Raw genomic sequence first — 21,385 nt, forward strand, 5'->3', positions numbered from 1 at the left:
GGCTAGCGCTTCTTTCTGCTGTAGAAGGGGAGGGCGGTGACGGTGAACGGGAGGCGCATGCCGCGCACATCCACGTGGAGCACGGTGTTCTCTCGGGCGACCTGCGGCGCGACGTACGCCATCGCGATCGGCACGCCGAGCGTCGGCGACAGGGCGCCGGAGGTGACGACGCCGACCTCGGCGTCGTCGCCATCCGCGACGTCCTTCGCGAAGACCGGGTAGCCGGCGCGGGCGGCCCGTTTGCCCTCTCCGGTCAGGCCGACGAGGACCCGCGCCTCCGGGTCCGGGCCCTCCTCGCTGGCGGCGCGACCGACGAAGTCGGTGTCCTTGCCGAGGTTGACGACGCGTCCGAGACCGGCCTGCGCCGGCATCGTGCCGAGGCCGAGCTCGTGGCCGTACAGCGGCATCCCCGCTTCGAGGCGGAGGGTGTCGCGGCTGGCGAGACCGGCGGGCACCAGGCCCTGCGCGGCGCCCGCCTCGAGCAGAGCGTCCCACAGGGCGCCGGCGTTGTCGGGGGCGACGTACAGCTCGAAGCCGTCCTCGCCGGTGTAGCCGGTGCGGGCGATGAGGACGGGATGCGTCTCGAACTCGGCCGGGAGCGACCAATAGTACTTGAGCGCGGAGAGTCGCTCGCCGAAGTCGCCGCCGCCGAGGGCACCGTCGTCGGCCGCGAGCCCGGACGTCGCGAGCAGGATGGAGAGCGCGGCGGGACCCTGGACCGCGATCAGGGCGATGTCGTCCGACTCGTCGAACACCTCGACGTCGAACGGCGCGGTGCGGTCGCGCAGCTCCTGGGCGACTGCGTCGCGGTTGGACGCGTTCGCGACCACCATGTAGCGGTCCTCGCCGGTGCGGTAGACGACGAGGTCGTCGATGATCCCACCCGAGCGCGACAGCAGGAGGCTGTACTTGGCCTGGTCCTCGGCGAGCGCAGAGAGCTTGCCGGCGAGCGCGTAGTCGAGCGCCTGTCCGGCCTCCGGTCCGAGCAGGACGATCTCGCCCATGTGAGAGAGGTCGAAGAGGCCGGCAGCGGTGCGCACGGCGTGGTGCTCCGCCAGGTCGGACGAGTAGCGGACGGGCATCTGCCAGCCCGCGAAGTCGGTGAAGGAGGCGCCGGCCGCGACGTGCGCGTCGTGGAGCGGCGAGGTCCGGTCGCCGGGCTGCTGGTCGGTCGTCTGCCGGTTCGGGGGCAAGCTCTGGGAGGTCATGAGTTCTCCGATTCGCCGGCCGAGCGGCCGGGGGCTGCGGGGGCGTTGTCGCCCCCGGGAAGAACTCCCCCTCTGTCATCCGGCCTGAGAGTTTCACCGCGGCCCGGGGGTCGCGGCTTTCACCGTGGGCGAGGACGGCGGGCGCCGTCCTGCTTTTCAGAGTGGCCAGTCCGATGCGGTACGCGTACCTGAGAGATTGTCGGGGAGGATTGCTCCTTCGGTGCCGCCCGCTCGCGCGTGCGACTCTCCCGCATCGACCTGATTGGCCCGGTATTCAGTTGGATGTCCGGCCAGCATATCCGGTTCCATCGCGCCGCGCGCCTCCCGCCCCGTTTGGTGTTCGGGTGGAGGCGACACTAAGATGGACGCAGAGTTACAGTCAACATGACCATTAGTTCGGAGCGACCATGACGGAACGGCACGAGCACGCGAGCGCGATGCTCGCGGTCTCGACGGTCATCTTCGCGCTCCGCAGCGACGAGGAGACCGGCGGAGAGCCGCAGATCTGGCTGCCGCTGGTGCGCCGCATCCGCGAGCCCTTCGACGGCCGCTGGGCCCTCCCCGGCGGCCCGCTGCGCGTCGGTGAGGACCTCGCCTACGCCGCCGCCCGAACCCTCAACGACACCACCGGACTCGCCCCGAGCTACCTGGAGCAGCTGTACGCGTTCGGCGACGCCGACCGCTCCCCCGGCGCCGAGCGCGTCGTCTCCGTCGTCTACTGGGCCCTGGTCCGCAGCGACGAGGCGGAGCGCGCGAGGGTCGGGCAGAACGTGCGCTGGTTCCCCGCCGACGAGCTCCCGGAGTTGGCCTTCGACCACAACACCATCGTCGAGTACGCGCTCTGGCGGCTGCGCACCAAGATGGAGTACGCAGCGGTAGCTCTCGCGTTCCTCGGCGAGCGCTTCACGCTGGCCCAGCTGCGGGGCGTGCACGAGGCCGTGCTCGGCCGTCCGCTCGACCCCGCCAACTTCCGCCGCACCATCGAGGCGTCCGGCACCGTCGTCGCCACCGACGAGTACCTGACCGGCACACCGCACCGTCCGCCGCGGCTGTACCGCTACAACGACCGGATCGACCTCGCCGATGCGGGGCCGCTCCCCCGGCAGCAGCATCCGTTCGAAGGAAGAAGCGAATCATGACCATGGCTTCGGTCGACACCACCATCCGCCTCATCGCCGCCGGGCAGCTGGACGGCGAGACCTGCACGCCCGAGCTGGCCGAGGCGCCCTGGGAGTTCGACGCGCTCGCCCCCTCGTACGGGCCGGGGGCCTCCGTCGCCGACCCCATCCCGGCGAACGCGCCGCGGCAGGGCGAGCTGCCCGAGGAGTACCGCACGGCCACCGCGCAGGAGCTCGGCGACCGCATCCGCGCCGCCAAGCAGACCCTGGGCGACCGGGTCGCGGTGATGGGCCACTTCTACCAGCGCGACGAAGTGGTGCAGTACGCGGACTTCGTCGGCGACTCGTTCCAGCTCGCGAATGCGGCGAAGGCACGGCCGGAGGCGGAGGCGATCGTCTTCTGCGGCGTCCACTTCATGGCCGAGACCGCCGACATCGTGTCCCGCCCGGAGCAGCGGGTCATCCTCCCGAACCTGGCGGCCGGATGCTCGATGGCCGACATGGCCGACCTCGACTCCGTGCAGGAGTGCTGGGAGCAGCTCGAGGAGCTGTACGGCACAGAGCCGGACGCGGACGGCCGCGTTCCGGTCATCCCGGTCACCTACATGAACTCGTCGGCGGCGCTGAAGGCGTTCTGCGGCGAGCACGGCGGGATCGTCTGCACCTCCTCCAACGCTGCCACCGTGCTGGAGTGGGCGTTCGAGCGCGGGCAGCGCGTCCTCTTCTTCCCGGACCAGCACCTCGGCCGCAACACCGCGAAGGCGATGGGCGTGCCGATCGAGCGGATGCCGCTGTGGAACCCGCGCAAGGCCTGGGGCGGCACCGACGCCCAGACGCTGCAGGACGCGCGCGTCATCCTCTGGCACGGCTTCTGCTCTGTGCACAAGCGCTTCACGGTCGGCCAGATCGAGCACGCGCGTGCCGAGTTCCCGGACGTCCGCGTGATCGTGCACCCCGAGTGCCCGATGGATGTGGTGGACGCCGCCGACGAGTACGGCTCGACCGACTACATCGTGAAGGCGATCCAGGCGGCGCCGGCAGGGTCGACCTTCGCGATCGGCACCGAGATCAACCTGGTGCAGCGACTCGCCGCGCAGTTCCCGCAGCACACGATCTTCTGTCTCGACGCGGTCGTCTGCCCGTGCTCGACCATGTACCGCATCCACCCCGGCTACCTGGCCTGGGTGCTGGAGGGGCTGGTGCGCGGCGAGGTGCTCAACCAGGTGACCGTGCCGGAGGCCGTCGCCGCGCCCGCACGGGTGGCGCTGGAGCGGATGCTGGCGGCACGACCCGACACGACGATGGCGGCCTGACATGGGCCGCGTGGTCGTCGTCGGGAGCGGGATCGCCGGGCTGTCCGCGGCCCTGCGGGCGAACACCCTCGGCCACGACGTGACAGTCGTCACCAAGGCCGGGGCGAGCGACGGCAGCACCCGGCACGCGCAGGGCGGGATCGCCGCTGCGCTGTTCCCGGACGACAGCGTCGACGCGCACATCGCCGACACCGTTCGCGCCGGCGCCGGGCTGAACGTCCGGGAGGCGGTCGAGGCGCTGTGCTCCGACGGCCCGCTGCGGGTCGGCGAGCTGATCGCGCTGGGTGCCGAGTTCGACCGCGACGGAGACGCGCTCGCCCGCGGACTGGAGGCCGCGCACTCGTCGGCCCGCGTCCTCCACGCCGGTGGGGATGCGACGGGCGCCGAGCTGGAACGGGCGCTGATCGCCGCGGTGCATGCCGCGGGCATCCCGGTCGTCGAGGGGGCATTCCTCGACGACGTGATCGTGGAGGACGCGCGCGCGACCGGGGTGTCGCTGCGGATCGGCGGGGCGCCGCTTCGGCTCGCGGCCGACGCCGTGGTGCTCGCGACGGGAGGCTGGGGCCGGCTCTACGCGCACACCACGAATCCTCCGGTCGCCACCGGCGACGGGGTCGCGGCCGCCTGGCGGGCCGGAGCTGTCCTCGCCGATCTCGAGTTCACCCAGTTCCACCCGACGGCCCTGTACAGGCCCGACGCCGGCTCGGCGGGCGCCTTCCTGGTGTCCGAGGCCGTCCGCGGTGAGGGAGCAGTGCTGCGCAATGCCCGCGGCGAGCGCTTCATGACCGACGTGCATCCCGACGCCGAGTTGGCGCCGCGCGACGTGGTCGCCCGCGGTATCGCGGTCGAGATGGCGGCGCAGGGCGGCCGTCCCGTGCTGCTCGACGCCACCGCGCTCGGCGGTGCGTTCCTCGCCCGCCGCTTCCCCACCATCGACGCCGCCACGCGTGCTGCGGGCTACGACTGGGCGGCGCATCCCATCCCCGTCACGCCCGCCGCCCACTACGCCATGGGCGGCGTCGCGACGGACACCGAGGGCCGGACGACCGTGCCCGGGCTCTTCGCCGTCGGCGAAGTCGCCTGCACCGGCACGCACGGCGCGAACCGGCTCGCCTCGAACTCGCTGCTGGAGGGACTCGTGTACGGCCACCGGGCTGCGGAGGCCGTCGACCTCCCGTGGACCGACGAGCCGCCCGCGTGGGTGCGGGAGGCCGCGGTCGCGAGCCCGTCGCCGGCCACGCGCGCCGCCTCCCGGCCGTTCGACCGCGCCCGTCTCGGCGACCTGCTCTGGGAGGCTGCTGGAGTGCATCGTGAAGGCGCACGCCTTTCCGCGGCGGCTGCCGAGCTGGCCGCAACGGCCCTTCCTGAGCCGGGCGAGGATGCCGACCTGCTCACTCTCGGCCGTCTCGTCGTCGCCGCCGCGCTCTCCCGGGAGGAGTCGCGCGGAGCCCACTTCCGCTCCGACTTCCCGCTGCCAGCCGAGGGCGCAGCGGCGCACACGGTCCTGATCCCCTCCTCTTCTTCTGCTCCGTCCGCGGCCCTCACCCGGCCGACCCGATCCGAGGTTCCCGCCGCATGCTGACCCGCCACATCATCCACACCGTCGTCCAGGCCGCCCTCGTCGAGGATGCGCCCTGGGGCGACCTCACCAGCGGGCTGCTCATCCCGGAGGAGGCGGTCGCGACGGCGCGCCTGGTCGCCCGCGAGCCGGGGACCTTCGCCGGCGGCGAGGTGTTCGCCGCCGCGATGACGCTCACCGACCCGGCGATCGAGGTCGAGCTGCACGTCGCCGACGGCGCCGTCTTCGCCGCCGGGGACGCCCTGGCGACGGTGAGCGGCCCGGCGCGCTCCGTCCTCCAGGGCGAACGCGTCGCCCTCAACTTCGTGCAGCGGATGAGCGGCATCGCCACCCTGACCGCCGCCTTCGTCGCCGAGGTCGCCCACACCTCCGCCCGCATCGTGGACACGCGCAAGACCACTCCGGGGCTGCGCGCCTTCGAGCGCCACGCGGTCCGGGCGGGCGGCGGGCACAACCACCGCTACTCGCTCTCGGACGCCGTCATGGCGAAGGACAACCACCTGGCCGTGCTCACCGCGCAGACCGGCCTGTCGGTGACGGAGGCCCTGCTGCGGGTGCGCGCGGAGCTCTCGCACACCACCCATCTGGAGGTGGAGGTCGACCGGATCGACCAGATCGGGCCGGTGCTCGCCGCGGGAGTCGACACGATCATGCTCGACAACTTCAGCGTCGACGAGCTGCGAGAGGGCGTCGCGCTCGTCGGCGGCCGCGCCATCGTGGAGGCGAGCGGCAACGTCAGCCTCGCCACCATCCGGAGCATCGCCGAGACCGGCGTGGACGTGATCTCCGCCGGGGCGCTGACGCACAGCGTCCGCTCGCTCGACCTGGGTCTGGACGTGGTGGTCGAGTGATCTACCTCGACGCCGCCGCCACCTCCCCGGTCCGCCGGGAGGTGCTGGAGGCGATGTGGCCGTACCTGACGGGCGACTTCGGCAACCCGTCCAGCCACCACACCGTCGGCGAGTCTGCTGCCCGCGGTCTGGCGGACGCGCGGGCGGGCGTCGCCGCGTGGCTCGGGTGTCGGGCCTCAGAGGTGATCTTCACCTCCGGGGGGACGGAGGCCGACAACCTCGCCGTCAAGGGGATCGCGCTGGCGAACCCGCGCGGGCGGCACATCGTCACGACGCGCATCGAGCACGAGGCGGTGCTCGAATCGGTCGATCAGCTGGTGCGGCTGCACGGGTTCACGGTGACGTTCGTGCCGGTGCGACGCGACGGGCTGGTGTCGCCCGACGACTTCGCCGCGGCGCTGCGACCGGACACCACGCTCGCGTCCGTGATGCTCGCCAACAACGAGGTCGGGACGGTGCAGCCGGTCGCCGCGCTGGCGGCGCTCGCGCACGAGCGCGGCATCCCGTTCCACACCGACGCGGTGCAGGCGGCGGGATGGCTGCCCCTCGACGTCGGCGCGCTGGGGGTGGACGCGCTCAGCGTCTCCGGGCACAAGATCGGTGCGCCGAAAGGCGTCGGGGCGCTGTTCGTGCGTGCGCGGATCCCGCTGGAGCCGCTGCTCAGCGGAGGGGGGCAGGAGCGCGGCCGGCGGTCGGGGACGGAGAACGTGGCCGGCGCTGTGGCACTGGCCACGGCCGCGCGGCTCTCGTCGGACGGGCTGACTGCCCGGGCGGACGCCGCGGCTGCAGCCCGGGACGCGTTCGTGGCGGCGGTGCAGGCCGCGGCGCCGGGCGCCTCCCTGACCGGGCATCCGACCTCGCGGCTGCCGGGAACGGCGTCGTTCGTGTTCCCGGGGACGAACGGGGAGGCCGTACTGCTCGAGCTGGAGCGGCGCGGCGTGATCTCGTCCAGCGGATCGGCGTGCGCGGCCGGAAGCGAGGACGCCTCGCACGTGCTGCTGGCTCTGGGCTACCCGGAGGATGTGGCGCGGACCGCTGTGCGGTTCTCGTGGGGGCCGGAGGTGTCCGCAGAGCAGCTCGCCGCGGTCGCGCCCGCCGTCGGCGAGGCCGTGCGGGCGGTGGCGGGTCTGGCGGGCTGAGGCCTCCCCGGGTCACGAGTGCGGTGCGGCGTCACGACTGCGGCGGGGCGCCGCGGCGCACTCGTTACGCGACGTAGCAGTCAGGGTGTGTGGATGGCCTCCACCGTTCTGCGGAGAGCGAACTTCTCCACAGTTCACACGCGGGACACCCACGGTGTCGGCGGCCATCGATACTGTGGACCGGTGACTGAGAAGACCTCACCAGTGCCTTCCGTCGACGCCGCCGCGCTCGACCGATCAGCCGCGCCGTCCGCGCCCGTCCGCATCGCCCCGCGCGATCAGCGGGTGATCTGGCTGCTGCTCGCAGCCACGTTCGTCGTGATCCTCAACGAGACGATCATGACCGTCGCCATCCCGAAACTGATGGACGACCTCCACGTCGACGCCCTGGCCGCCCAGTGGCTGTCGACGGCGTTCATGCTGACGATGGCGGTCGTCATCCCGATCACGGGCATCCTGCTGCAGCGCTACACCACGCGGCAGATGTTCATCGCCGCCATGTCGCTGTTCTCGCTCGGCACGCTGTCCGCTGCGCTCGCTCCCGGATTCGGCGTGCTCGTCGCCGCCCGCGTGGTGCAGGCCTCCGGCACAGCCATCATGATCCCGCTGCTGATGACGACGCTGATGACCCTGGTCCCCCCGGCGCTCCGCGGGCGCACGATGGGGAACGTCTCGATCGTCATCTCCGTCGCCCCGGCGATCGGCCCGACCATCTCCGGGCTGATCCTCAACTTCCTGGCCTGGCGGTGGATCTTCCTCATCGTGCTGCCGATCGCGCTCGTCATGCTGCTGATCGGCATGCGCTTCGTCGAGAACGTGAGCGAGCCGCAGAAGGTCCGGATCGACGTGCTGTCCGTGATCCTGTCCGCCTTCGGATTCGGTGGGCTGGTCTACGGACTGACGCTCTCCGGTGAGTCCGGCGCCGCCTCGGCGAGCCCGCTGATGCTGTGGGGCTCGCTCACGGTCGGCGTGATCGGACTGGCCGCCTTCATCACACGGCAGCTGATCCTGCAGCGGAAAGACCGGGCACTGCTCGACCTGCGGACGTTCCGCTTCCCGATCTTCACGGTGTCCATCGTGCTCATGGCGATCACCACCGCGTCGATGTTCGGCGTGATCATCGTGCTGCCGCTGTACCTCCAGCACGTGCTGCACCTCGACACGCTCGCCACCGGTCTCATCCTGCTTCCCGGTGGCCTGATCATGGGACTCGCGGCCCCGTTCGTCGGGCGACTGTACGACCGGTTCGATCCGCGCGTGCTCGTCGTGCCGGGCTCCATCCTGGTCAGCCTGGTGCTGTGGGGACTCACCATGGTGACCGAGCACACGCCGGTGGGCATGGTCATCGCGGCTCACGTGACGATGAGCCTCGGGCTCGCGATGATGTTCACGCCGCTCTTCACCGCCGGTCTCGGGGCGGTGCCGCCGCACCTGTACTCGCACGGCAGCGCCATCCTGGGCACCATCCAGCAGGTGGGAGGCGCGGCGGGGACGGCGCTGCTCATCGCCGTGCTGACGCTGCAGTCCACCGCGCTGGCGGCAAGCGGAGCCTCGGTCGATGCCGCGCAGGCCGGAGGGATCCGGGCCGCGTTCGTCGCCGGGGCGATCATCTCGCTCTTCGCGGTGGCGGGGTCCTTCTTCCTGCGCAAGCCGGCTGACGTGCCCTCCGAAGCGGTTTTGGCGCACTGAGGCGGGCCCGGTGAGAGACACCGCGCGCGCCCGGGCGCTCGCCGCACTCCAGGGGCTGGCGCTCGGCGACGCGCTCGGCATGCCGACGCAGTCGATGTCCCGCGACCGCATCGCCGCCGACCACGGACGCATCCGGGGCCTCGTCGCCGCCGGACCGCACCAGCAGATCGCGGTCGGGATGCCCGCCGGCTCCATCACCGACGACACCGAGCAGGCGATCCTCCTCGCCCGGCTGCTGATCGACGGCGACGGGACGGTCCGGCCCGGTGCGCTGGCCGGTGAGCTGCTCGCCTGGGAGCGGGCGATGGATGCCCGCGGCTCGCTCGACCTCCTCGGCCCCAGCACCCGGGCGGCGTTGCAACGTCTCCAGGACGGTATGCCACCCGAGGAGGCCGGCCGCTTCGGCGCGACCAACGGCGCGGCCATGCGGATCGCCCCGCTGGGCATCGCCGTCGCCGTCGAACCGCTGCGCGACTTCGTCGACGCCGTCGTCGCCGTCAGCGCCCTCACCCACAACACCGGCATCGGGATCGCCGCCGCGGCCGCCGTCGGCGCGGCCGTCAGCGCGGGCGTCGACGGCGCCGAGACCCCCGAAGCGCTCGACGTCGCGGTCGCGGCCGCCCGAGAGGGCGCGCGCCGCGGCCACTGGGTGGCCGGTGGCGACATCGCCGCGCGGCTGGAGTGGGCGGTCCCCTACCTGCTCGGGCTGCGACCGGACGAGCAGGACGACGCCCTCGCCGACGTCATCGGCACCTCCGTCGCCGCGCAGGAGTCCGTCGTGGCGGCACTCGCGCTCGTCGCCGTGACGGCCGCGAACAGCGGCCCCGCGAACAGCGGCCCCGCGCGACCCGACCCGACGCATCCCGACCCCGACGCGGCGTGGGACACCCTGTGCCGCGCAGCCTCCCTCGGCGGCGACACCGACACGATCGCCGCCATGGCCGGCGCCGTGCTGGGCGCGACGGGGGCCGCCGACTGGCCCCGGACGGCGCTCGACACCGTCGTGCGCGTCAACTCCCTCCACCTGGAGCCGCTCGTCGACGGACTCCTCCGCGTACGGAGGCGGCATGCCTGACGGACGCCTGCTCTTCACCGGGACCGTGGTGGTCGACCTGCTGCTGCGGGTGGATGCGCTCCCCGAGCGCGGCGGCGACCTCCTCGCCTCCGAGGCGCGCATGGCGGCGGGCGGCGGCTTCAACGTGATGGCCGCCGCCGCTCGGGACGGCGCCGAGGTCGTCTTCGCCGGCCGCTCCGGAACGGGCCCCTTCGGCGAGGTGGTGGCCGAAGCGCTGTGGCGAGAGGGCATCTCCGTGGCGAACCCGCCGCACGAGACGGCGGACAACGGCTACTGCGTCGTCCTGGTCGACGACGAGGCGGAGCGCACCTTCGTGACAGCCCCCGGCGCCGAAGGGATGCTCAGCCGCGCCGACCTCGATACGGTCCGGCCGCGGATCGGCGACATCGTCTACGTGTCCGGCTACAGCCTCGCCCATGCCACGGCCGGTCCCGCCGTCGCGGGCTGGATCGGCGACCTCCCCACGGAGACGACGGTCGTCTTCGACCCGTCCCCGCTGGTCGGCTCGCTCGACCGGGAACTGCTCGAGGCGGTTCTGCGCCGCACGGACGTCCTGAGCGCGAACTCCCGGGAGGCGCGGCTGCTACGCGCCCACGCCCATCCCGCCCCCGCCGCCGGCGCCCTGCGCGGGATGCTGCGCGAGGGAGCGGTCGCCGTCGTCCGCGACGGCGCCTCCGGCTGCTGGCTCGCCGGCGACGACCCCGCGCCCACGCACCTCCCTGCGTTCACCGTCGACGCGGTGGATACAACCGGAGCCGGCGACACCTTCGGCGGGGTGCTCGCCGCAGCCCTCGCCCGAGGCGCCAGCGCACTCGACGCCGCCCGGCGGGCGAACGCGGCCGCCGCCATCTCCGTCACACGGCAGGGTCCGGCGACGGCGCCGACGGCCGCCGAGACCGACGCCCTGCTGTCCGGGGCCTGATCAGCAAGCGCCGGCCGTCCGTCGCACGCGAACGAAGGAGCCTCATGATCACCGTGAAGCGCATCTACGAGCCCGCCGAGCCGGACGACGGCTACCGCATCCTGGTCGACCGCCTCTGGCCGCGCGGCATCAGCAAGGAGCGCGCCCGCCTCGACCTGTGGCTGAAGGAGGTGGCGCCGTCGACGGAGCTGCGGCGATGGTTCCACCAGGACACCTCCGCCGAGGCGCAGACCTTCGACGAGTTCCGCACCCGCTACGAGCACGAACTGGACAGCAACCCCGCAGTGGCCGAACTCCGGGAGCTGGCCAACGCCCACCCCCGGATCACCCTCCTCGTCGCGGCCCGCAACCCCGACCTCGACCACGGCACCGTGCTCAAGCAGTATCTCGCCTCCCGCCCCGCCGTCGAGTCCTCAAAAAGTGCACGCAACACGCCGTGAAGACGTGCACTTTTTGAGGACTCGACGGTGGGGCGGAACGGGCGCGGTCAGTCGAGGGTGAGAAGGCGGAGGGCGGTGCCGTAGGGGGCGAGGGTGAGCGTGGCGGACGGCTCGCCGTCCAGCGTGCTCAGCGCGCCGGCGGGGACGGACGGGGTCACCGTCGCCTCGGTCTCGTGCTGCGAGACGAAGACGACGAAGCGGCGGCCGTCGTCGTGCACCAGCGTGTCGGCGAAGACCCGCGGGTCGTCGACCAGGACGTCCCGCTCCGCGTCGGCCAGGACCGCGAGCGCGTCGTACAGCCGCCAGGTCTCCTCCGGGTTCACCCGGGCCTGCACCGACGCGAAGAACTCGAGCGGATACGCGCACAGCACCGCGCGCCCCGGACCGTGGTCGTTCACCACGATCGCCGGGCGGCCGTGCGCGTCGACCGCCACCACGCGGCCGGACGTCGCCCGCACCGGGAGGTACGTCCGCCCGTTCTCGTTGCCCGCCACCGCGAACCGCAGCTCGGCTCCGGCCTCGAGCGACCCGAACGCCTCCGTGAACCGCAGGACGACCGTGTCGTCCGTCACCGGCTCGGCCAGCCCGTAGACGCTGTCCATCCGCACGCCGAACAGCTCCTCGGTGTGCGCCCACCACGGCCCGCGCTGCACGCCGCTCGGTCCATGCGAATAGGACGCGTACACCGTCGCGCCGTCGCGAGCCAGCGCGACCAGCTGCTCCCACGATGTCGCGCAGAGCTGCTTCACCGACGGCAGCAGGTACAGCCCGTAGCCGACCGGCAGACCGCCGTCCTCCTTCTCGCGGACGACCGCGACCGGGATGTGCGCCTCATGCGCGGCGACGTACGCCTGCTCGCCGGTCGCCACGATGTGCGCCCGCTCCTCCTCCTGCGTGAAGGGGTAGTCCTCCGCGAGGTGCGAGGGGACGACGAGGGCAGCATCCACAGGGGCGCGCCGCACGGACGGGAGGTCGATCGCCGCGAGGTCCGCCGCGAACCGCGCCAGCTCCCGCAGCGGGGGCTTCGGCGCGCCGTGCCGGTCGGTGATCCCGAAGTGCATCTCGAAGGGATGGTGCGAGTACGGCCGCTGGTCGGCGAGGTCGTCGTAGTCGGTGTTGTTCCAGGCGATCCACCCCGTCGCTCCCGCCAGCAGCGTCGAGTACAGCAGCTGCCGGTAGTAGGAGGCCGCACCCTCGTCGGACACGAAGTCGCTGGTCAGCCCGAACTCCTCCATGATCATGGGGAGGCCGTTGGTCGCGGCGAGCTCGGCGATGTACGCGGCCTTCAGGTGCTGGCGGATCCGGTCCGTCTCCATCCGGTACACGTGCGGGCCGATGAAGTCGGTGTACTCCGCCAGGTCGCGCACCGAGAACCCGTTGTCGTGCCCGGTGGTCTCGATGCCCCAGGCGCCGTCGCCGACCGCGACCGGCTGCGTCCCGCCGCCGGCGCGCACCGCGTCCACCAGCAGCGACGCCCACGCGTCGACGATCGGGCGCGGAGCCTCCCCGCCGTAGATCGGCACCTCGTTGGTCAGCAGCCAGCCTGCGACGGCGGGATGCGCGGCGAAGCGCGACGTCAGCTCCCGCACGTACCAGGCCTGCCGCCCGACGAACCAGACGTCGCGGTACAGATCACGGCCGTCACGCCAGGCCGGGTCCCAGTTCTCCCCCGACATGTGCCCGACCAGGAAGGTCGGCACCGTCGTCATCCCGGTCTCGATGTGCGCGTCGAGGAAGTCCGCGAAGTTCGCGACGCACTGCTCGTCGAGCGAGTCCGGGGTGGGATGGAAGTCCGGCCAGTAGAAGAAGGAGCGGGTCATGTTCAGCCCGTGCTCGGCCAGCACCCGCAGCTCCTCGCGCACGACCTCCGGGTCGTAGCGCGTCCACATCAGCGGGCCTCCGGTGCGCGACCAGAAGTTGGCGCCCAGCCACACCACGGGCGCCTCGCCGACCTGGAGCACCGGCGAGGGACGGGCGATCCGCGTCACTTGACCGCGCCTGCGGTCAAGCCTGCGACGAAGTTGCGCTGCAGCAGCAGGAACGCCACGACGATCGGGATGGACACCACCAGCGAGGCGGCCATGATCTGGTTCCAGTAGACGTTGGTCTGCGTGGAGTACAGCTGCAGGCCGACGGCGAGCGTCCTGTTCTCGTCCGTGGTCATCACCGACGCGAACAGCACCTCGCCCCAACTGGTCATGAACGAGTAGATCGCCACAGCGATCAGCCCTGGCCGGGCAGCGGGGAGGACGACGTGCCAGAGGGCGCCCATCGGGCCGGAGCCGTCCACCTTCGCGGCCTCGTCGAGGTCGCGCGGGATGCCGTCGAAGTAGCCGGCGAGCATCCAGATCGAGAACGGCAGCACGAACGTGAAGTACGTGATGATGAGGCCCCAGCGGGTGCCGACCAACTGGATGCCGGTCGCCTGGTTGATGTTGACGAAGATGAGGAACAGCGGGAGCAGGAACAGCACACCCGGGAACATCTGCGTCGAAAGCACCGTCGTGGTGAACACGTTCCGCCCTTTGAACCGGTAACGGGACACCGCGTAGGCGGCGAACACGGCGATCACCAGCGAGATCAGCGTGGCCGCACTCGAGACGATGAGGCTGTTCACGAAGTACGACGCCAGCGGAACGGTCGACCACATGTCGATGAACGGCTGGAAGGTGATGTTCTGCGGCCACCAGGTGAAGGACGCCTGGACCTCGGACAGCGGCTTCATGGACGACGTCACCATGACCCAGAGCGGGACGACGGTGAAGACCGTCAGGACGGCGATGACGACCCAGCGGAAGACATGGGAAGAGGCTGTTTCACGCATCGCGGTTCCTCCGATTCACGGCGAGCAGGTAGATTCCGGTGACGATCAGCAGGAAGAACAGCAGCAGCACGCTCATCGCCGCTCCCGAGCCGAAGTTCCAGGTCAGGAACGAGGCGTTGTAGATGTGGAACGAGATCAGGTCGCCCGACGCCGGCTGGGCGGTGCTCCCGAACAGGACGTACGGAGTGTTGAAGTCGTTGAACGTCCACAGGAACATCACGAGCAGCAGCACTGAGTTCACCGGGCGCAGCATCGGGAGGGTGATCGCCCGCCACTGGCGGAACGGCTTCGCCCCATCCACAGCGGACGCCTCGTACACCTCGGCGGGGATCGACTGGAGGCCGGCCATCAGCATCAGGAACGCGAACGGCCAGAGGCGCCAGATCGCGACGATGACGATCGCCCAGAAGGCGTTGTTGCCGATCAGCCAGAACGGCTTGTCGCCCGAGAACCCGAGCGTGTCGAAGAAGAAGTTGTTGACCGCGCCGGTGTCCTTCTGGAACATGAATTTCCAGGTGATGATGCCGGCGTAGAGCGGAAGGGCGTACGGCACCAGGAACAGCGTGCGGAAGAAGGCGCGACCCCGGAACCGGCCCTGCAGGGCGACGGCGGCGGCCATCCCGAGGACCCAGGAGAGGCCGACGACGAGGATGGTGAAGCCGACGGTCACCATGAACGAGTGCAGCAGGCCCGCACCGACGGAGCCGCTGAAGTCGAGGGCGACCGCGTAGTTCTTGAGGCCGACGAACGGCGCCTCGCCCCAGTTCGCGATGTAGAACTTGGTGAGCTGGAGGAAGCTGATCCAAATGCCCGTGAGCATCGGGATGACGTGGATGAGCAGCTCGAAGACGATGGCCGGGGCCAGCAGGATGAACGGCAACCACCATCCCTTCGGGCGGCGGCGCTTGGGCGCGGGAGGGGCGGCGGGCGCCGGCACGGTCTGTGCGGGGCCTCGGACGTCTGTCGTCGTCGACATGGGTCTCCTTACAGGTGGGGCTGGTCACCGGGCGGGACGCGGCGGCCGCTGTTCGGCCTCCGCGCCCCGCCCGACGAGCGGAGCATCAGGGGATCAGCCGCCGAGCGACTGCTTGACCTGGTCCTGCGCGTTCTGCAGCGCCGTCTTGATGTCGGCGTCGGAGACCGTGCTTCCGGTGGCGATCTTGGCGAACATGTCGTTCATCGCCTTGCCCACCGTGTTCTCGAACTGGTCCTCGGCCGGCACCAGAGGCAACGGCTTGGACATGTCGTTGTAGATCTTCTGGAAGGTCGCGGCCTCATCGGCGTTGTCCGTGAAGGTCGGCTTGACGCCGTCCAGAACGGGGAGGGTCGCGTACGGCTTCGCCAGCTTGCTCTGGGTCGACTCGCTCGTCATGTACTTGACGAACTTGAGGGCCGCATCCTTGTTCTTCGTGTTCTTGAAGATCGACAGGTTGATACCGGCCGGGAAGGTCGCGATCTTCTTGGCGCCGTCCGGAGCCGGGAACGGCACCACGCCGTACTGGTCGCTCTTCATGCCGTTGGACACGATCGACGCGTCGGCGTTGTTCTGGCTGAGGATCATCCCCACCTTGCCCGTGGCGAAGTCGTTGACCGCCTGGACGCCGTTGTCGTACTGGGCGTTGGACGGGTTGACGACCTTGTCGGTCTGCATCAGGTCGAGGTAGCGCTTGATGCCGTCGACGTTGGCCTGGCTGGTGAACGTCGGGTTGCCCTTGCTGTCGAACCACTCGCCGCCGTTCTGCGCCGAGTTGATGAAGGCGAAGTGGACGTTCTCGGTGTAGCTGCCCGCTGCGAGCGAGAAGCCGTAGGTGGTGCCGTTGGTGATCTTCTTGGCGTCGGTGACCAGCTCCTCCCAGTTGGTCGGCGGCTGCACGCCGGCGTCGCTGAACATCTTCTTGTTGTAGTAGAGGCCGTAGGCGAGGCCGTACAGCGGGACGCTGGTGACGGGCTTGCCTTCCGCGCCGCCGGTCTTGAGCGCCGTCGGGACGAACTTGTCGCTGCCGCCGATGGCCTTCATGTTGGTGTCGTCGAACGGCAGGAAGGCTCCGGTCGCCTGCAGGGAGGCGGCCCAGGTGTTGCCGATGTTCAGGACGTCGGGACCCTGGCCGGAGGTGACCGCGGTCTGGATGCGCGTCTGCAGGTCGTTCCAGCCGATGACCTCGAGCTTGACCTTGACGCCGGACTCCTTGGTGAACTCGTCGAGGACCGGGGTGAGGACCTGCTTGTCGTTGTCGAGGCTGGTCCCCTGGTTGCTCGCCCAGTAGGTGATCGTCGAGCCGCTGGCCGACGACCCGGATCCCGAGCTGCTGCAGCCCGCGACCACGAGCGAGACCGCTGCGGCTACTGCCGCTGCGGCGATGGCGCGTTTCCTCATTGTGACTCCTTCGTCTCTTGATGGGGGCGCTGCCGGTCTGCTGCGAGGGCCTGCGGCGGTGCGCCAGGGGAAGCCTAACTTAACCGGTTCATCTGTCAAGACCGACTTCGCCTCGTTCGAGGGTATACCGTCCGGTACCCCTCCCCGACCGCTTGAACTCCCTTCGCCGAAGTGCACGTCGTTGCGCACTCGTACGGCGCGTCGCACGCAACAAGGTGCACCTCGACGGGGACGGGGGCGGACGGGACGGGACCGGTCAGCGGGCGGCGGGGGCGGGTGCCGGGGTGCTCGTGGCGCGCGGGACGAGGCGGCTGGCGCGGGCGCGGCGGTCGAGGGCCGGCGTCCCGGCGAGCTGGTCGAGCAGGAGGCGCGTGGAGCGGCGGCCCTGCTCCTCCGGGTACCGGTCGAGGGCCGTGATCGGGCGGATGCCGAGCCGGCAGAGCAGCGAGTCGTCCCAGCTGACGATGGCGACGTCGTCCCGGCCGGCGCGCGTCAGCACCGACTGGGCCCCGAGCGCCAGGAGGTCGTTGGAGGCGAGCACCGCGGTGATCGACGGATCGTCCGGCAGCAGCCGCTGCGCGATCCGTTCGCCGGACTCCATCGAGTAGTCCGACACGGCGAAGACGAACTCCAGCCCGACCTCGCGGCCGCGCGACGCGACCGCGTCGCGCCGGTCCTGCTCGTGCTCGAACTCGGAGGGACCGGCGATGTGCAGCGCGCGCCGGTGGCCGAGCGACGCAAGGTGGTCGACCAGCAGCTCGGCGTCGGAGCGCGCGTCGTAGACCAGCACCTTCCCGGGAGCGAGCTCTTCGCGATTGCCGTGCAGCACGAAGGCGAGGCCGAGCTCGTCGAGCAGCGCCGGCCTCGGGTCGTCGAAGGTCAGGTCGAACAGCATCACGCCGTCCACCCGCGCTTCGGCGCTCCACCGGCGGTACGCCGCGACCTCCTGGCCGGCGTCCGCACCGACCACGCGGAGCAGCAGCGACTGCCCCGTCTCGGCGAGTTCGCCCTCCACACCGGCGAGCAGGCCCATGTAGTACGGCTCGGCTCCCAGCAGGCTGGGGTCCCGGCGGAGGACGATGCCGATCGTGTCGGAGCGCGCCCGCGAGAGTGCACGCGCCGACGAGCTGGGATGCCATCCCAGCTGCTCGGCGAGCGCCAGCACCCGCTCGCGCGTCTCGTCGCTGACCCCGGGGAGGCCGTTGAGCGCATAGGACACCGACGCCTTCGACAGACCCAGCCGGTCGGCCAGCCCTGCGATGGTCACGCGTCCAGCTCCGTTGCTCACGGCCGCCTCCTTCATGCTGCGCGGCCAACAATACTTGTTCGCGCGTCCGGCGCATCCCGAGGTTCTCGGCAGAGGCACGGCAGAGGCGCGGCCGAGGCACGGCAGAGGCGCGGCCGAGGCACGGCCGGCTGCGCGGCCGAAGCACAGCCGGCGGCGCGGCCGGCGGCGTCGCTGCCGCCGGACGGAATGGACGGCCCGGCAGCTCTTTTGCGACGAACGGGAGGCGCCACTTCGGGCAGAATGACGGCGTGAGCCCCTCCCCGACCAGCACCGTGTTCGAGCGACAGCAGCCGGACGAAGCGGTCGTCCGGCGCGCCCTGGCCCCCACCCGGCAGGCGGTGTTCTGGACGGAGGACGCACCCGGTGATCCGTACCCCCGCCTCACCGGCGACCACAGCTGCGACCTGGCCGTCGTCGGTGGCGGCTACACCGGACTCTGGACCGCCCTCCTCGCCAAGCGGGAGGACCCGTCCGCTCGGGTCGTGCTGCTGGAGGGCCGGCGTGTCGGCTGGGCAGCCTCCGGCCGCAACGGCGGGTTCTGCGAGGCCAGCCTCACGCACGGCGAAGAGAATGGCCGTACCCGCTGGCCCGGCGAGTTCGACGAGCTGCAGCGGCTCGGGATGCGGAACCTGGACGAGATCGAGTCGACGGTCGACGAACTGGGCCTGGATGCCGAGTTCGAGCGCAACGGCGCCCTCGATGTGGCGACCGAACCCCACCAGGTGGAGTGGTTGCGGGAGGCCGAAGGACCGGAGGCGACCCTCCTCGACCGGGAGGCGGTGCGCGCCCTCGTGCACTCCCCCACCTACGAGGCGGGCCTGCTCCGGCGGCGCGACTCGGCGCTGGTGCACCCGGCGAAGCTGGCCAGGGCGCTGGCCCGCGCGTGCGTCGCGGCCGGGGTGGAGATCTTCGAGAACAGTCCGGTGCAGAGCATCGGCGACGGGACCGTCCTGGAGACGCCGACCGGCACCCTCCGGTCGCAACGGACCGCCCTCGCGACCAACGTCTTCCCGAGTCTGCTGCGGCGGAACCGCCTCTCGACCGTGCCGGTCTACGACTACGTGCTGATGACGGAGCCGCTCAGCGCGGCGCAGCGGGCCTCCCTCGGCTGGGAGGGCAGGCAGGGCATCGGCGACTCGGCCAACCAGTTCCACTACTACCGGCTGACCGCGGACGACCGCATCCTGTTCGGCGGCTACGACGCGGTGTACCACTACGGTGGGCGCGTCCGGTCGGCGTACGAGGACCGGCCGCAGACGTTCCGGCGCCTGGCGAGCCACTTCTTCACGACCTTCCCGCAGCTGGAGGGCGTGACCTTCACGCACCGCTGGGCCGGCGCGATCGACACCTCCAGCCGGTTCTGCGCGTTCTTCGGCTCGGCTCGGCAGGGCCGGGTGGCCTACGCGCTCGGGTACACCGGACTGGGAGTCGCGGCCACGCACTTCGGCGCGCAGGTGATGCTGGATCTCCTGGCCGGCCGCAGCACCGAGCGGACCGAGCTGGAGATGGTGCGGACGCGGCCGATCCCGTTCCCGCCCGAGCCGGCGGCCTCCCTCGGCATCAACCTCACCCGGTGGTCGCTCGACCGGGCCGACCACCGCGCCGGGGACCGCAACGCGTTCCTCCGCACGCTCGACGCCGTGGGCCTCGGCTTCGACTCCTGACCCGCCGCGTGCCGCCCGGCGGACCCGCTCACCGCTGCCGCCCACCGCTGCAGCTACGTCTGCTGGTCCCGACATGCCGTTACGCCCCGAGGCGTAACGGCATGTCGGGACCACTAGACGCATCCGTGAGACGGGCGGGAGCGGGCGGGCGGGCGGGGGCGGCGTCACGCGCCGGTGCGGCCCCGGGCGAGCACGGCGGCGTGGAGGGCCGCGACGGTCTCGCCGTCGTCCAGGTCCATCCCGAGCAGGTCCTCGATGAGGGCGATCCGCTGGTAGAACACCGACCGGGAGAGGTGGCTCGCCGCGGCCGCACGGGTGCGGTTGCCGGGGTGCGTCAGGTACGCGCGCAGCACCTCCACGAGGTCGCCCCCGGTGGCCAGGTCGTGCTCGATCAGCGGCCGCAGCAGCTGCTCGGTGTGCTCCAGCAGCCGCGGGTCGCTCCCGAGCGCGTTGACCAGCCGCAGCAGCGGGCGGTGCTGCACGCGCTGGACCACGGGCCGGCGGCCGAGCCGCGTGTCGGGAGGCGCCGCCGTGCCGGACGCCAGCTCGACCGCCTCCTCCAACGACGACAGGAGGCCGGTGATCCCGCGGGCCTCGGAGCCGACCGCGACGACGGCCGCCGGTTCGTCGAGCCGCACCGCCGCCACCGCCTCGGCGATGGCCTCGAACAGCCCGTCGGCGAGCGACCGCCCCTGCCGGGCGGACACCGCGACGACGAGCGTCCCGGCCTGCTCGGGATGCCGCCCGGCGACCGCGTCAGCCCCTCCCGCCCGCGCCGCCTCCACCGCGCGGACCGCCGCCGGGGCCGGGAGGGTGCCCGACCGCAGCCGGACCGCCGCGCCCGCCACCGTCCGGTCGGCGAGCGGGAAGCCGGCCGCCTCGAACCGCGCGGTGACCCCGCCCTCCCCCGCGAACCGCCGCCCGAGCAGCGCGGACAACAGGGCGTCGTGGCTGCGCCGGGTCCACTCGTCGCCGTCCCGGTCGGAGAGCCGGCTGAGGGCCAGAGCGACCGCGGCCTGTTCGAGCACGTTGGAGCGTCCGGCGGGATGGGCGTCGCCGGGCAACGCGACGAGATGACCCCAGCGCATGCCGCGCGCCTCCACCGGGACGATGGTCCAGCCGTCGCCGGGGCCGCGGTGCGCCGCCCGGGACCGCTGCTCCCAGTCCGCCAGCTCCGCCTCGCCCTCGCGGTGCCCGGCGTCGAGGCCGGCCGCAGCGATCACGCGGTGGCTGGTGTCCTCGAGCACCACGGGCGAGTCGAGCACGCGTGCCGCCTGCTCCACGATGAAGTCGGCCGGGCTTCCGCGCAGGCTGAGGTCGGTGAACAAGGCATGGATGTCGTCGCGAGCCCGCAGCGCGCCCATCTGCTCGGCGATGATCCGGGCGTGGACCGCCTCCGTGATCGCGACGAACCGCGCCTCACGGTGGAGCACCACGAACGGCAGCCCTGCCGTCTGGAACTCCCCCACGAGCGCCGCGGGCGCGGCCGGCATCGGCGGCCCGAGCTCGAGCACCAGCCCGGCGACGTCTGACTCCACGAGCACGCGTCCGAGCCGCCGCAGCGCCGCCTCGTCGGACGGCCAGCCGACCCCGGTCGCGAGCAGCAGCTCGCCTCCGGATCCCAGCCGGGCGGCCTCCTCCGTCTCGGCGACGTGCACCCACCGCACCGGCGCGTCGAGCCGCTCGCGGCCGGTCAGCACCTCCGGCAGGGCGCGCGCGACCGGTTCCATGCGGAGGATCTCGCGCACCGTCGGCAGCACGGAGACCGCCGACGACCGGCTCTCCGGACGAACTGTTCGGCCCGGCTCCGGGTCCCGACGATCTGGCATCGCTCTCAGCGCCTCCGCTCTGTGATCATGGGGAGACCAGCCTACTGTCACCACCGGGCAGAACGTCCGGAC

17 protein-coding genes and 2 riboswitches are annotated in these 21,385 nt (G+C 71.7%); of the genes, 10 read left to right on the forward strand and 7 right to left on the reverse strand.

The window, feature by feature from the left end:
• Nucleotides 1–2: 2 nt before the first annotated feature.
• Nucleotides 3–1,208, reverse strand: a complete 1,206-nt coding sequence (gcvT, locus tag SB754_RS09985; RefSeq protein WP_410782171.1) for a glycine cleavage system aminomethyltransferase GcvT — start codon at nucleotides 1,206–1,208, stop codon at nucleotides 3–5.
• 62 nt (nucleotides 1,209–1,270) lie between these two features.
• Nucleotides 1,271–1,374: riboswitch (glycine riboswitch) on the reverse strand.
• Nucleotides 1,375–1,469: riboswitch (glycine riboswitch) on the reverse strand.
• Between the two features lie 146 nt (nucleotides 1,470–1,615).
• Here gcvT and SB754_RS09990 point away from each other — a divergent pair.
• The 9 genes from SB754_RS09990 to SB754_RS10030 all read left to right on the forward strand — a co-directional run bounded on the left by SB754_RS09990 (nucleotide 1,616) and on the right by SB754_RS10030 (nucleotide 11,334).
• The gene (locus SB754_RS09990; protein ID WP_410782172.1) at nucleotides 1,616–2,347 is read left to right on the forward strand and encodes an NUDIX hydrolase; all 732 of its coding nucleotides are present in this window, start codon (nucleotides 1,616–1,618) and stop codon (nucleotides 2,345–2,347) included.
• 2 nt (nucleotides 2,348–2,349) lie between these two features.
• Nucleotides 2,350–3,639, forward strand: a complete 1,290-nt coding sequence (gene nadA / locus SB754_RS09995) for a quinolinate synthase NadA (RefSeq protein ID WP_410783300.1) — start codon at nucleotides 2,350–2,352, stop codon at nucleotides 3,637–3,639.
• Between the two features lies 1 nt (nucleotide 3,640).
• Nucleotides 3,641–5,221 (forward strand): L-aspartate oxidase, encoded by a 1,581-nt coding sequence (nadB, locus tag SB754_RS10000; protein ID WP_410782173.1) that lies wholly within the window; start codon nucleotides 3,641–3,643, stop codon nucleotides 5,219–5,221.
• The gene (gene nadC / locus SB754_RS10005) at nucleotides 5,215–6,069 is read left to right on the forward strand and encodes a carboxylating nicotinate-nucleotide diphosphorylase (RefSeq protein WP_410782174.1); all 855 of its coding nucleotides are present in this window, start codon (nucleotides 5,215–5,217) and stop codon (nucleotides 6,067–6,069) included. Before nadB ends, nadC begins: the two co-directional genes overlap by 7 nt.
• On the forward strand, nucleotides 6,066–7,208 hold the full coding sequence (locus SB754_RS10010; RefSeq protein WP_410782175.1) for a cysteine desulfurase family protein: 1,143 nt from the start codon (nucleotides 6,066–6,068) through the stop codon (nucleotides 7,206–7,208). The genes nadC and SB754_RS10010 overlap by 4 nt, the downstream gene beginning before the upstream one ends.
• Nucleotides 7,209–7,412: 204 nt before the next feature.
• On the forward strand, nucleotides 7,413–8,897 hold the full coding sequence (locus tag SB754_RS10015; protein WP_410783301.1) for an MDR family MFS transporter: 1,485 nt from the start codon (nucleotides 7,413–7,415) through the stop codon (nucleotides 8,895–8,897).
• A gap of 10 nt (nucleotides 8,898–8,907) precedes the next feature.
• Nucleotides 8,908–9,972, forward strand: coding sequence for an ADP-ribosylglycohydrolase family protein (locus SB754_RS10020; RefSeq protein WP_410782176.1), 1,065 nt, complete (start codon nucleotides 8,908–8,910; stop codon nucleotides 9,970–9,972).
• Nucleotides 9,965–10,894 (forward strand): PfkB family carbohydrate kinase, encoded by a 930-nt coding sequence (locus SB754_RS10025; RefSeq protein WP_410782177.1) that lies wholly within the window; start codon nucleotides 9,965–9,967, stop codon nucleotides 10,892–10,894. Before SB754_RS10020 ends, SB754_RS10025 begins: the two co-directional genes overlap by 8 nt.
• 44 nt (nucleotides 10,895–10,938) lie before the next feature.
• Entirely contained in the window at nucleotides 10,939–11,334 is a 396-nt protein-coding gene (locus SB754_RS10030; RefSeq protein WP_410782178.1) for a DUF488 domain-containing protein, read from the forward strand.
• Nucleotides 11,335–11,381: 47 nt separating this feature from the next.
• On the opposite strand, the gene SB754_RS10035 is transcribed toward SB754_RS10030, so the two are convergent.
• From SB754_RS10035 to SB754_RS10055, 5 genes are all read right to left on the reverse strand, one after another.
• Nucleotides 11,382–13,322: a glycoside hydrolase 5 family protein gene (locus tag SB754_RS10035; protein ID WP_410782179.1), complete on the reverse strand. Its 1,941-nt coding sequence runs from the start codon at nucleotides 13,320–13,322 to the stop codon at nucleotides 11,382–11,384.
• On the reverse strand, nucleotides 13,319–14,158 hold the full coding sequence (locus SB754_RS10040; protein ID WP_410782180.1) for a carbohydrate ABC transporter permease: 840 nt from the start codon (nucleotides 14,156–14,158) through the stop codon (nucleotides 13,319–13,321). The genes SB754_RS10035 and SB754_RS10040 overlap by 4 nt, the downstream gene beginning before the upstream one ends.
• Nucleotides 14,151–15,134: a carbohydrate ABC transporter permease gene (locus SB754_RS10045; protein WP_410782181.1), complete on the reverse strand. Its 984-nt coding sequence runs from the start codon at nucleotides 15,132–15,134 to the stop codon at nucleotides 14,151–14,153. Before SB754_RS10045 ends, SB754_RS10040 begins: the two co-directional genes overlap by 8 nt.
• Nucleotides 15,135–15,227: 93 nt before the next feature.
• Nucleotides 15,228–16,532, reverse strand: coding sequence for an ABC transporter substrate-binding protein (locus SB754_RS10050; protein WP_410782182.1), 1,305 nt, complete (start codon nucleotides 16,530–16,532; stop codon nucleotides 15,228–15,230).
• Between the two features lie 256 nt (nucleotides 16,533–16,788).
• Nucleotides 16,789–17,820 (reverse strand): LacI family DNA-binding transcriptional regulator, encoded by a 1,032-nt coding sequence (locus tag SB754_RS10055; RefSeq protein ID WP_410782183.1) that lies wholly within the window; start codon nucleotides 17,818–17,820, stop codon nucleotides 16,789–16,791.
• A gap of 248 nt (nucleotides 17,821–18,068) precedes the next feature.
• On the opposite strand from SB754_RS10055, the gene SB754_RS10060 reads away from it, so the two are divergent.
• The gene (locus SB754_RS10060) at nucleotides 18,069–19,484 is read left to right on the forward strand and encodes an NAD(P)/FAD-dependent oxidoreductase (protein WP_410782184.1); all 1,416 of its coding nucleotides are present in this window, start codon (nucleotides 18,069–18,071) and stop codon (nucleotides 19,482–19,484) included.
• Nucleotides 19,485–19,648: 164 nt separating this feature from the next.
• Here the strand turns inward: SB754_RS10060 and SB754_RS10065 are convergent, their stop codons facing one another.
• Nucleotides 19,649–21,313, reverse strand: a complete 1,665-nt coding sequence (locus SB754_RS10065) for a PucR family transcriptional regulator (protein WP_410782185.1) — start codon at nucleotides 21,311–21,313, stop codon at nucleotides 19,649–19,651.
• Nucleotides 21,314–21,385 lie beyond the last annotated feature (72 nt).

The sequence above is a fragment of the Leifsonia sp. SIMBA_070 genome, from assembly GCF_046534635.1.
Classification (GTDB): domain Bacteria; phylum Actinomycetota; class Actinomycetes; order Actinomycetales; family Microbacteriaceae; genus Leifsonia.